A 10,865-nucleotide genomic window follows, 5' to 3' on the forward strand; every position below is an offset into this window, starting at 1 on the left:
TCCTACTTGGTCGGCAGCCCTGCACCCTTGAAGTTAGCCTTCTTGAGAAGGCTCTCATACTGGTGCGACATGATGTAGGCCTGAACCTGGGACATGAAGTCCATCGTAACGACCACGATAATCAGCAACGAGGTCCCACCGAAGTAGAACGGCACATGCCAATTCAGAATCAGGAACTCAGGAATCAGGCAAACGACCGTGATATACACAGCGCCAGCCAGCGTGAGCCGCGTCAGAATCTTGTCGATGTACCGAGCCGTCTGTTCACCCGGACGAATCCCCGGCACGAACGCGCCACTCTTCTTCAAATTGTCCGCCGTCTCCTTCGAATTGAAGACAAGCGCCGTATAGAAGAAGCAGAAGAACACGATCGCTGATGCATACAACAGCACATAAACCGGCTGCCCAGGAGACAGCGTGGCCGCGAGATCCTTGACGAACCGCGCAACCGGCGACTCGCTCGCACCGCCGAACCACTGACCCAGCGTTGCCGGGAACAGAATGATCGACGAAGCGAAGATCGGAGGAATCACTCCCGCCATGTTCAACTTCAGCGGCAGATGCGAGCTCTGTCCGCCATAAACACGGTTACCGACCTGGCGCTTTGCATAATTGACCAGAATCTTCCGCTGGCCGCGCTCGACGAATACAACGACTGCCGTCACCACCGCAACCAGTGCGCAAATGAACAAGGCCGAAACCGGATGCATCGCCCCCGTCCGCACCAGTTCGAACAGGCCGCCGACTGAGTTCGGCAAACCCGCCGCAATACCGGCGAAGATGATCAGCGAAATGCCGTTGCCCAGACCGCGCTCGGTGATCTGCTCACCCAGCCACATCAGGAACATCGTGCCGGTCACCAAAGTGGTGATCGTCACGAAGCGGAACGTCAGCCCCGGATCCAGCACCAAGCCCGCTTGTGCTTCCAGCGCAACCGAGATCCCGAACGCTTGAAACAGCGCCAAGGCTACGGTGCCATAGCGGGTGTACTGCGTGATCTTGCGACGCCCCGACTCGCCTTCCTTCTTCAACTGCTCGAGCTGCGGTGAAGCAACCGACAGCAGCTGCATGATGATCGATGCCGAAATGTACGGCATGATCCCCAGCGCGAAGATCGTAAAGCGAGATAGCGCGCCACCCGAAAACAGGTTGAACACGCCGAGGATTCCGCCCTTCTGCGACTGAAACAGCTCGGCGAGCCTGACGGGGTCGATACCGGGAACCGGGATGTGTGCGCCAATCCGATAAACGATCAACGCACCCAACAGGAACCACAGACGCCGCTTAAGGTCACCGAACTTGCCGGTCTTGCCGAGTGTTGCCGAAGGATTCGCCACCATTGCGTCCTGGCTTTACTCGGCCACGCTGCCGCCGGCGGCCTCGATCGCAGCCTTGGCGCCCTTCGTGGCACCAACGCCACGCAGAACCACCTTGCGACCGATTTCACCCGACAGGATGACCTTGGCAGACAGTGCATCGCCGGCAATCAGGCCAGCGCTCTTCAGCACCAGCAGATCGATTTCCGCCGCGTCCAGCTTGTTGATCTCGGACAGGCGAACTTCCGCGTTGCGCGCAGCCGTCAGCGAGTTGAAACCACGCTTCGGCAGGCGACGCTGCAAAGGCATTTGACCGCCTTCAAAGCCGACCTTGTGGAAACCGCCAGCGCGGGACTTCTGCCCCTTGTGACCGCGACCGCAGGTCTTGCCCAGACCACTGCCGATACCGCGCCCAACACGCTTCTTCGCGTGCTTGGAACCGGCGCCCGGCTTAAGGTTATTCAGTTCCATTTAGCCCTCGCACTTCACCAGGTACGCAACTTTGCGAACCATGCCGCGAACAGCCGGCGTGTCCTCAAGCTGGACCGTGGAATTGATACGGCGCAGGCCCAGACCGCGCACCGTCGCGCGGTGGTCCTGCTTGGTGCCGATCAGGCTCTTCACGAGCGTGACACGAATCGTCTTGTCAGCCATGACTTACCCCAGGATCTGTTCGATAGTCAGTCCGCGCTTCGCTGCGATCTCGGACGGCGTATTGATCGCCGACAGACCGTTGAGCGTTGCACGCACGACGTTGTACGGATTGGTCGAACCGAGGCACTTGCAGATCACGTCGGTCACGCCCATCACTTCGAAGACCGCGCGCATTGCGCCGCCTGCGATGATGCCGGTACCGGTCGGTGCCGGCTGCATCAGAACAACCGATGCGCCATGCTTGCCGATGATCTGGTGCTGCAGCGTGCCGTTCTTCAGAGAAACCTTGAACAGCTTGCGGCGAGCCTCTTCCATGGCCTTCTGCACTGCAACCGGAACTTCGCGGGACTTGCCCTTGCCCATTCCGATGCCGCCGTCGCCGTCGCCAACCACCGTGAGCGCTGCGAAACCGAGGATACGACCACCCTTGACCACCTTGGTGACCCGGTTGATCGATACCATCTTCTCGCGCAGGCCATCATCGCGCTCTTCACCAGCCTGTGCTTTTTTCGTCTGTTGCTTAGCCATGACGTCCCCACTCAGAACTTGAGGCCGCCTTCGCGGGCCGCCTCAGCAAGCGCCTTGACGCGGCCGTGGTACTTAAACCCGGCACGGTCAAACGCAACCGCTTCGATACCGGCGGCCTTGGCGCGCTCGGCAATAAGCTTGCCCACTACGGCTGCTGCCGCGGCGTTTCCGCCATTCGACAGATCCTTGCGGATGTCGGCCTCGACAGTCGATGCCGCCGCGAGAACCTTCGAACCGCAGCCCGAGATCACTTGGGCGTAGATATGGCAATTGGAGCGGAACACAGTGAGGCGAACCGCCTTCTTTTCGGCAATCACGGCGCGGGTTTTGCGAGCCCGACGCAGACGCGTTTCCTTTTTGTTCATGATCTTCCGCCCTTACTTCTTCTTGGTTTCCTTCAGGACTACCACCTCGTCGGCATAGCGAACACCCTTGCCCTTATAGGGCTCCGGCGCACGGTACGCACGCACTTCAGCGGCAACCTGACCCACCAATTGCTTATCGATACCCTTGATCAGGATTTCGGTCTGAGTCGGCGTTTCGACCTTGATGCCGACGGGCATCTGGTGAACGACCGGGTGCGAGAAGCCCAGCGTGAGGTTGAGCTTGTCGCCCTGGGCCTGCGCGCGATAGCCAACGCCAACTAGGTTGAGCTTGCGCTCGAAACCCTTGGTTACGCCGTTAACCATGTTCGCCACCAGCGCGCGGGTCGTACCCGACAGTGCGTTGCCCAGTTCGGCACCCGCAACCGCCTTGCATACCAGCTTGTCACCATCGCGCTCGACGGTCACCGACGGGTGGAGCTTCTGCTTCAACGAACCCAGCGGGCCTTTGATCGAAACCTCACCAGCAGCCAACGCAACTTCAACACCTTGCGGCAGCACGACGGGGTTCTTTGCTACACGAGACATCGCACCCCTCCTTAGGCCACGATGCAGAGCACTTCGCCGCCCACATTGGAAGCGCGTGCCTTGCGATCGGTCATGACGCCACGGGGCGTCGAGACAATGGCAACACCAAGACCGTTCATGACCTTCGGCAGGTTGTTGCTACCACGGTAAATACGAAGTCCAGGGCGGCTCACGCGCTCGATGCGCTCGATAACCGGACGGCCAGCGTAGTACTTGAGCGAGATGTCCAGCTCGCGCTGTCCACCTTCACCACGCACCACGAAACCATCGATATAGCCTTCGTCCTTCAGGACTTCAGCAATAGCCACCTTAAGCTTGGACGTCGGCATAGAGACAGATGCCTTCTGCGACGACTGCGCATTACGAATGCGCGTCAGCATATCGGCGACCGGATCGGACATACTCATTCTTCCGTCTCCTTACCAGCTGGCCTTGGTCATGCCCGGAACTTCGCCGCGGAACGCAATATCACGCAGCTTGTTACGGCACAGACCGAATTTGCGGAACACACCGCGCGGACGACCGGTCAGCGCGCAACGATTGCGCTGACGCGACGGCGACGCGTTGCGCGGCAGAGCCTGGAACTTCTGACGCGCTTCTGCGCGCTCTTCGTCCGTCAGCTTGCTGTCATTGATCTTCGCGACGAGTTCGGCGCGCTTTGCCGCGAACTTTGCGACCGTTTTGGCACGCTTTTCTTCACGGTTGATCAGAGCGAGTTTCGCCATAACACCCTCAATTCTTGAACGGGAACTTGAACGCCGCGAGCAGTGCGCGCGCTTCGTCGTCCGTCTTGGCAGTCGTGGTGATGCTGATGTTGAGACCGCGCAGCGCGTCGATCTTGTCGTACTCAATCTCGGGGAAAATGATCTGCTCTTTCACACCGAGGTTGTAGTTGCCACGACCATCAAAGCCCTTGGCGACGATCCCGCGGAAGTCGCGAATACGCGGCATCGCGATCGTCACCAGGCGATCCAGAAACTCGAACATGCGCGGACCACGCAGGGTCACCATGCAACCGATCGGATAGCCGTCACGAATCTTGAAGCCGGCGATCGACTTCTTCGACTTCGTGGTGACCGGCTTCTGACCAGCGATCTTCTGCAAATCGCCAACAGCGTTGTCGAGCACCTTCTTGTCGCCCACCGCCTCACCAACACCCATGTTCAGGGTGATCTTGGTGATACGGGGAACTTCCATCACCGACTTGTAGCCGAACTTGTTCGTCAGCTCACCAACAACGGTCGATTTGTAAAACTCTTGCAGGCGTGCCATCACCACTCCTTAACGATCGACCAGCTCGCCGTTCGACTTGAAGAAACGAACCTTGCGGCCGTCCTCAAGGACGCGGAAGCCAACGCGATCACCCTTCTGGGTCGCAGGATTGAAGAGCGCGATGTTGGAGATGTCGATCGGCATTTCCTTTTCGACAATCCCACCCACCTGGCCACGCACCGGATTCGGACGAACGTGCTTTTTCACACGATTCACGCCCTCGACCACAACATGCTGATCGTCCACGCGGACCAGCACGGAACCGCGCTTGCCCTTGTCTTTTCCGACGAGGATTACGACCTCGTCACCCTTGCGGATCTTGTCCATATTCGGCCCTTACAGCACTTCCGGCGCGAGCGAGACGATCTTCATGAAACGCTCGGTACGCAACTCGCGCGTAACCGGCCCGAAGATGCGCGTACCGATCGGCTCGAGCTTGTTGTTGAGCAGCACCGCGGCGTTCGTATCGAACTTGATCAGCGAGCCGTCCGGACGACGAACGCCCTTGGCGGTACGAACCACCACAGCGCTATAGACGTCACCCTTCTTCACGCGACCGCGCGGCGCGGCATCCTTGATGCTCACTTTGATGATGTCACCGACACCAGCGTAGCGGCGCTTGGAGCCGCCGAGCACCTTGATGCACATAACCGAACGCGCGCCGGTGTTATCGGCCACGTCCAGAATGGTCTGCATTTGGATCATTGCTTAACTCCAACTTAATCCACCGCGGAGGCGGCAGTCAGTCTTGGAACCCGTTCGGGTGGAAACAGGTTGGCGTCCGGATGAAACCACCCGAACGCCAATCGGTGAAGCGCGAGATTCTAGCAGAGCCCCGGCGGGTTCCGCAAGTATTAAATTACGCGAGCCTTTTCGAGCACTCGCGTCACGCGCCACGCCTTCGTCTTGGAGACCGGCGCACACTCCTCGATCTCAACCAAGTCACCTTCTGCGGCAACACCAGTATCAACGTCGGCGTGGTACTTCTTCGAACGAATGATCACCTTGTCGTAGAGCGGGTGCTTCACACGACGCTCGATCAGCACGGTAACCGTACGCTCCATCTTGTCGCTGACAACACGGCCGCTCAAAGTCCGCTTGATGGCATCAGTCATTTTGCGGCTCCCTTCTCGCGAAGAATCGTACGAACGCGAGCGATATCGCGACGCACGTTACCCAGTTGGGCGTGGTTGTTCAGCTGCTGGGTTGCCAGTTGCATGCGCAGGGAGAACTGCGCCTTCAACAGATCAAGCAACTCCTTGTTCAGCTCAGAGGGCTCTTTAGCCCTGAGTTCGCTGGCTTTCATCTTTATTGCCCCACCTGGCGAGCAACGAAAACCGTCTCGATCGGAAGCTTGGCCGCAGCGAGGCGGAAGGCTTCACGGGCGAGCGTCTCATCAACGCCATCCATTTCATACAGCACTTTACCCGGCTGGATCTCAGCGACCCAGTACTCCGGATTACCCTTGCCGTTACCCATACGGACTTCAGCCGGTTTCTGCGAAATGGGCTTGTCCGGGAAAATACGGATCCAGATACGGCCGCCACGCTTGATGTGACGCGTCATTGCACGACGCGCCGACTCAATCTGGCGAGCAGTCAAACGGCCACGTCCGATCGCCTTCAGGCCGTACTCGCCGAAGCTGACCTTGGTGCCGCGGGTCGCAACGCCGGTGTTGCGGCCCTTCTGCTCCTTACGATACTTCCTTCTCGCCGGCTGCAGCATTGTTCGCTCCTGCTTTGTTTACGCGCTTGGCACCGGCCTTGTCAGCCGCCCCATCGCCGTTTGCACGGCGGGCCGGACGACGAGCGCCCGGCTTCGCATCACCTTCTTTGGCACCGCGGCGAGGACGGCGGTTTTCACCTTCCGGAGCCTCGACGACCGCAGGCTGTTCGCCGCGGCCGAGGGTGTCACCCTTGTAGACCCACACCTTGATGCCAATGATCCCGTAGGTCGTCTTGGCTTCCGAGGTGCCGTAGTCGATATCGGCGCGCAGCGTATGCAGCGGCACACGACCTTCGCGATACCACTCGGTACGTGCAATTTCGGCACCGTTCAGACGGCCCGAGCTCATGATCTTGATGCCCTGGGCACCCAGACGCATGGCGTTCTGCATCGCACGTTTCATCGCGCGGCGGAACATGATCCGCTTTTCAAGCTGCTGCGCGATCGAGTCGGCGATCAGCTTGGCGTCGACTTCCGGCTTGCGGATCTCTTCGATGCTGACGTGTACCGGCACCTTCAGGATCTTCTGCAGATCAGCCTTCAGTTGCTCGATATCCTCACCCTTCTTGCCGATCACAACGCCCGGACGGGCGCTGTAAACCGTGATACGGGCGGTTTTCGCCGGACGCTCGATCAGCACACGGCCAACCGAAGCGTGACCCAGCTTCTTCTTCAGATGCTCGCGAACCTGCAGGTCCTCGAGAAGCATCCCCGAGAAGTTCTGGCTGTTTGCGAACCAGCGCGAAGTCCAGTTACGTGTCACCGAGAGGCGGAAGCCAGTCGGATGAATCTTCTGTCCCATGTGTGCTCCTTACTCGCCGACAGTCACGTAGATGTGGCAAGTCGGCTTGAGGATGCGGTTACCGCGTCCCTTTGCACGCGCCGTGAAGCGCTTGAGCGACGTACCCTGTTCGACGTAGATGCTCGTCACCTTGAGAGTGTCGATATCAGCGCCGTCGTTATGCTCCGCATTCGCGATCGCCGACTCGAGCACCTTCTTGACGATCTTGGCACCCTTCTTCGGGCAGAACGTCAGAGTATTCAGGGCTTGGTCGACTTTCTTGCCGCGCACCAGGTCAGCCACCAGCCGACCCTTTTGGGCGGAGAGACGGACGCCGCGCAGAATTGCTTTGGTTTCCATCGTCGCTCCTTACTTCTTCGCCTTCTTGCTGGCGGCGTGACCCTTGAACGTACGGGTCAGCGCAAATTCGCCGAGCTTGTGACCGACCATGTTCTCGGTGACATACACCGGAATATGCTGACGACCGTTGTGCACCGCGATCGTGAAGCCGACAAATTCGGGCAGCACGGTCGAACGACGCGACCAAGTCTTGATCGGACGCTTGTCATTGGAACCCCGAACGGCATCGACCTTCTTGAGAAGGTGCGCATCGACGAAGGGGCCTTTCTTGATAGAACGAGCCATTTCTTACCTCTTAGCGCTTGTGCCGACGCTGGACAATCATGGTGTCCGTGCGCTTGTTCGAGCGAGTACGGTAACCCTTGGCCGGGGTACCCCACGGGCTGACCGGCACGCGACCCTCACCGGTCTTACCTTCACCACCACCATGCGGGTGATCGATCGGGTTCATCGCGGTACCACGCACCGTCGGACGGATGCCACGCCAACGCTGAGCACCAGCCTTACCGATCTTGCGGAGGCTGTTCTCTTCGTTGCCGACTTCTCCGATCGTCGCGCGACACTCGATATGCACACGGCGGATTTCACCGGAACGCAAACGCAGCTGAGCGTAGCTACCTTCGCGAGCAAGCAGCTGAACCGAAGTACCAGCGGCGCGAGCCAGCTGGGCACCTTTGCCGGGGAGCATCTCGATGCAGTGGATCGTCGTACCAACCGGAATATTCCGGATCGGCAGAGCGTTACCCGACTTGATCGGCGCCTCGGACCCGGAAACGATCACTTGACCGACTTCCAGACCACGCGGAGCGATGATGTAGCGGCGCTCGCCGTCGGCATAGCACAGCAGCGCGATGTGGGCGGTACGGTTCGGGTCGTATTCGATGCGTTCGACCTTTGCCGGGATACCATCCTTGTTGCGCTTGAAATCGACAACGCGGTAGTGCTGCTTGTGACCACCACCCTGGTGGCGCACCGTGACACGACCATGCGCATTGCGGCCAGCGTTCTTCGTCTGCTTTTCGACCAGGCCGGCGAACGGCTTGCCCTTGTGCAGATTCGGGTTGACCACTTTGACGACGCCGCGGCGACCCGCGGATGTCGGCTTGACCTTGACCAGCATTTAAGCGGCCCCCCCTTCAACGAAGTTGATCTCCTGACCGGCCTTCAGACACACAAAGGCTTTTTTCCAGCCCTTGCGGCGACCCGTCGTGCGACCAAAACGCTTGACCTTGCCCTTGACGTTCGCAACCTGCACCGAATCCACTTCAACCTTGAAGAGGAGCTCGACCGCAGCCTTGATCTCGGGCTTGGTGGCGTCAGATGCCACCTTGAAAATCACCTGCTCGTTCTTCTCCGCGACATAAGTCGCCTTTTCGGAGATCTGCGGCGCGAGCAGAACCTGGTACAGACGTTCTTGAGAGAAGCTCATTGCCACATCTCCTCCATCTTGGCGACCGCTGCCTTGGTGACGATCACCTTCGGGAAGCGGATCAGCGAAACCGGATCGGTTTCCTGCACGCCGAGCACCAGCACATCGTGCAGGTTGCGCGAGGACAGCAGGAGGTTCTCGTCCAGGTTGTCGGTGATCACCAGCGCGGAATCCAGACCCATGCCCTTGAGCTTCTGAACCAGAAGCTTGGTCTTCGGGGCTTCGATACCGAAACCGTCAATCACCACCAAACGATCTTCGCGAGCCAACTGCGAGAGAATCGACGCCATGCCGGCGCGATACATCTTGCGATTCAGCTTCTGCGTGAAGTTCTCGTCCGGGCTATTCGGGAATGTACGACCACCCCCACGCCACAGCGGGCTGGACGTCGAACCGGAACGCGCGCGACCGGTACCTTTTTGACGCCACGGCTTTTTCGTCGTGTGCTTGACCTCAGCGCGGGTCAACTGCGCACGGTTGCCAGAACGGGCATTTGCCTGGTAGGCCACCACGACCTGGTGCACCAGCGCCTCGTTGTATTCGCGGCCGAACAAAGCATCGGATGCCTGAACGGTCGACGAAGCCTGGCCCTGCTCATTAATCAGCTTCAGTTCCATCTCGCCCCCGCTCACTTGGCCTTGACAGCCGGACGCACGACCACGTCACCACCGTCGTGACCGGGCACAGCGCCCTTCACGAGCAGCAGGCCGCGCTCAGCATCCACACGCACCACTTCGAGACTCTGGACCGTCGCACGGACAGCACCCAGATGACCCGACATGCGCTTACCCGGGAAAACACGACCCGGATCCTGCGCCATACCAATGGAACCCGGCACGTTGTGGCTACGCGAGTTACCGTGGGTTGCGCGCTGCGAACCGAAATTGTGACGCTTGATGGTGCCAGCGAAGCCCTTACCGATGGACACGCCCGTCACATCGACCTTCTGGCCGACGGTGAAGATTTCGACGCTGATGACATCGCCAGCCTTGTACGAGGCGAGCTGTTCGTCAGCAAGTCGGAATTCCTTCAGGACGTGACCGGCTTCGACACCGGCTTTGGCGAGATGACCGGCAGCCGCTTTGTTAACGCGACTTGCACGGCGCTTGCCGAAAGTCACCTGAATCGCGGCATAGCCGTCGACATCAGGCGTCTTGATCTGGGTCACTCGGTTGTTCGACACGTCAAGCACCGTCACCGGGATGGAAACACCATCCTCAGCGAAGACGCGAGTCATGCCGACCTTGCGACCAACAAGGCCTAGACTCATGTTGTTCTCCTGAAAATCCGGTTGCGATTGACCGGACCGCTAAAAAGTCGAATCGCGCCCAAACAGATGGACGCGAATCCGAAATTATAACCGCCTGCCTAAAAAATACGCAAGCGGTTCAACTTACTGCAGCTTGATCTCGACGTCGACACCTGCCGGCAGGTCGAGCTTCATCAGCGCATCGACCGTCTTGTCCGTCGGGTCGATGATGTCCATCAGGCGCTGATGGGTGCGGATTTCGAACTGATCGCGCGAGGTCTTGTTAACGTGCGGCGAACGCAGCAGGTTGTAACGCTCGATGCGGGTCGGCAGCGGAACCGGGCCACGCACGACTGCGCCGGTGCGCTTCGCGGTTTCAACGATTTCCTGGGCGGACTGATCGATCAGACGATAGTCGAATGCCTTCAGGCGGATGCGGATCTTTTGGCTTTGCATGATGTATTCCTAAAGAGCGGTAAAGAACGCAAAGAACAAAGGGCGCCCGTTCGGGCGCCCCTGCACAACAATTACTCGATGATCTTGGCGACGACGCCCGCACCAACGGTACGGCCACCTTCGCGGATTGCGAAGCGCAGACCTTCTTCCATGGCGATCGGGGCGATCAGCTTGACGGTGATCG

General features: G+C 59.3%; 23 protein-coding genes. All 23 read right to left on the reverse strand.

The annotated features are described in order from the left end of the window. Positions 1-2 precede the first annotated feature (2 nt). Entirely contained in the window at positions 3-1,340 is a 1,338-nt protein-coding gene (gene secY, locus ACE3P0_RS19395; protein ID WP_216662013.1) for a preprotein translocase subunit SecY, read from the reverse strand. A 12-nt stretch (positions 1,341-1,352) separates the two neighbouring features. Then, positions 1,353-1,787 (reverse strand): 50S ribosomal protein L15, encoded by a 435-nt coding sequence (gene rplO, locus ACE3P0_RS19400; RefSeq protein ID WP_374404436.1) that lies wholly within the window; start codon positions 1,785-1,787, stop codon positions 1,353-1,355. Next, complete coding sequence (gene rpmD / locus ACE3P0_RS19405; RefSeq protein ID WP_172205002.1) at positions 1,788-1,970, reverse strand: 50S ribosomal protein L30; 183 nt, start codon at positions 1,968-1,970, stop codon at positions 1,788-1,790. It lies immediately after the preceding gene. Positions 1,971-1,973: 3 nt separating this feature from the next. Next, complete coding sequence (rpsE, locus tag ACE3P0_RS19410; RefSeq protein ID WP_374404437.1) at positions 1,974-2,498, reverse strand: 30S ribosomal protein S5; 525 nt, start codon at positions 2,496-2,498, stop codon at positions 1,974-1,976. 11 nt (positions 2,499-2,509) lie between these two features. Then, entirely contained in the window at positions 2,510-2,863 is a 354-nt protein-coding gene (gene rplR, locus ACE3P0_RS19415) for a 50S ribosomal protein L18 (RefSeq protein WP_374404438.1), read from the reverse strand. A 12-nt stretch (positions 2,864-2,875) separates the two neighbouring features. Continuing rightward, on the reverse strand, positions 2,876-3,409 hold the full coding sequence (rplF, locus tag ACE3P0_RS19420) for a 50S ribosomal protein L6 (RefSeq protein WP_374404439.1): 534 nt from the start codon (positions 3,407-3,409) through the stop codon (positions 2,876-2,878). An 11-nt stretch (positions 3,410-3,420) separates the two neighbouring features. Next, complete coding sequence (rpsH, locus tag ACE3P0_RS19425) at positions 3,421-3,816, reverse strand: 30S ribosomal protein S8 (RefSeq protein WP_172205011.1); 396 nt, start codon at positions 3,814-3,816, stop codon at positions 3,421-3,423. 12 nt (positions 3,817-3,828) lie between these two features. Further along, positions 3,829-4,134: a 30S ribosomal protein S14 gene (gene rpsN / locus ACE3P0_RS19430; protein WP_374404440.1), complete on the reverse strand. Its 306-nt coding sequence runs from the start codon at positions 4,132-4,134 to the stop codon at positions 3,829-3,831. A 7-nt stretch (positions 4,135-4,141) separates the two neighbouring features. Next, positions 4,142-4,681 (reverse strand): 50S ribosomal protein L5, encoded by a 540-nt coding sequence (gene rplE, locus ACE3P0_RS19435; protein WP_374404441.1) that lies wholly within the window; start codon positions 4,679-4,681, stop codon positions 4,142-4,144. Between the two features lie 9 nt (positions 4,682-4,690). Next, complete coding sequence (gene rplX / locus ACE3P0_RS19440; RefSeq protein WP_172205017.1) at positions 4,691-5,008, reverse strand: 50S ribosomal protein L24; 318 nt, start codon at positions 5,006-5,008, stop codon at positions 4,691-4,693. A 9-nt stretch (positions 5,009-5,017) separates the two neighbouring features. Then, positions 5,018-5,386 (reverse strand): 50S ribosomal protein L14, encoded by a 369-nt coding sequence (gene rplN, locus ACE3P0_RS19445; protein ID WP_172205020.1) that lies wholly within the window; start codon positions 5,384-5,386, stop codon positions 5,018-5,020. A gap of 149 nt (positions 5,387-5,535) precedes the next feature. Beyond that, positions 5,536-5,796, reverse strand: a complete 261-nt coding sequence (rpsQ, locus tag ACE3P0_RS19450) for a 30S ribosomal protein S17 (RefSeq protein WP_374404442.1) — start codon at positions 5,794-5,796, stop codon at positions 5,536-5,538. Further along, entirely contained in the window at positions 5,793-5,987 is a 195-nt protein-coding gene (gene rpmC / locus ACE3P0_RS19455; RefSeq protein WP_172205026.1) for a 50S ribosomal protein L29, read from the reverse strand. The genes rpsQ and rpmC overlap by 4 nt, the downstream gene beginning before the upstream one ends. Positions 5,988-5,989: 2 nt before the next feature. Next, positions 5,990-6,406, reverse strand: coding sequence for a 50S ribosomal protein L16 (rplP, locus tag ACE3P0_RS19460; RefSeq protein WP_172205028.1), 417 nt, complete (start codon positions 6,404-6,406; stop codon positions 5,990-5,992). Beyond that, a complete protein-coding gene (gene rpsC / locus ACE3P0_RS19465; protein ID WP_172205030.1) occupies positions 6,375-7,208 on the reverse strand; it encodes a 30S ribosomal protein S3 in 834 nt (277 codons plus the stop codon). Before rpsC ends, rplP begins: the two co-directional genes overlap by 32 nt. A gap of 9 nt (positions 7,209-7,217) precedes the next feature. Beyond that, positions 7,218-7,547, reverse strand: coding sequence for a 50S ribosomal protein L22 (gene rplV / locus ACE3P0_RS19470; RefSeq protein ID WP_172205032.1), 330 nt, complete (start codon positions 7,545-7,547; stop codon positions 7,218-7,220). A 9-nt stretch (positions 7,548-7,556) separates the two neighbouring features. Then, entirely contained in the window at positions 7,557-7,832 is a 276-nt protein-coding gene (gene rpsS, locus ACE3P0_RS19475; RefSeq protein WP_172205034.1) for a 30S ribosomal protein S19, read from the reverse strand. A gap of 10 nt (positions 7,833-7,842) precedes the next feature. Then, complete coding sequence (rplB, locus tag ACE3P0_RS19480; protein WP_172205036.1) at positions 7,843-8,667, reverse strand: 50S ribosomal protein L2; 825 nt, start codon at positions 8,665-8,667, stop codon at positions 7,843-7,845. Beyond that, entirely contained in the window at positions 8,668-8,976 is a 309-nt protein-coding gene (rplW, locus tag ACE3P0_RS19485; RefSeq protein ID WP_172205039.1) for a 50S ribosomal protein L23, read from the reverse strand. Next, positions 8,973-9,593, reverse strand: a complete 621-nt coding sequence (rplD, locus tag ACE3P0_RS19490) for a 50S ribosomal protein L4 (RefSeq protein WP_172205042.1) — start codon at positions 9,591-9,593, stop codon at positions 8,973-8,975. Before rplD ends, rplW begins: the two co-directional genes overlap by 4 nt. An 11-nt stretch (positions 9,594-9,604) precedes the next feature. Further along, entirely contained in the window at positions 9,605-10,246 is a 642-nt protein-coding gene (rplC, locus tag ACE3P0_RS19495) for a 50S ribosomal protein L3 (RefSeq protein ID WP_172205045.1), read from the reverse strand. A 123-nt stretch (positions 10,247-10,369) separates the two neighbouring features. Beyond that, positions 10,370-10,681: a 30S ribosomal protein S10 gene (gene rpsJ / locus ACE3P0_RS19500; RefSeq protein WP_172205048.1), complete on the reverse strand. Its 312-nt coding sequence runs from the start codon at positions 10,679-10,681 to the stop codon at positions 10,370-10,372. Between the two features lie 71 nt (positions 10,682-10,752). Beyond that, a partial coding sequence (locus ACE3P0_RS19505; RefSeq protein ID WP_080366219.1) for an elongation factor Tu occupies positions 10,753-10,865 on the reverse strand: 113 nt, incomplete at its 5' end.

Source organism: Niveibacterium sp., assembly GCF_041909475.1.
Taxonomy (GTDB): domain Bacteria; phylum Pseudomonadota; class Gammaproteobacteria; order Burkholderiales; family Rhodocyclaceae; genus Niveibacterium.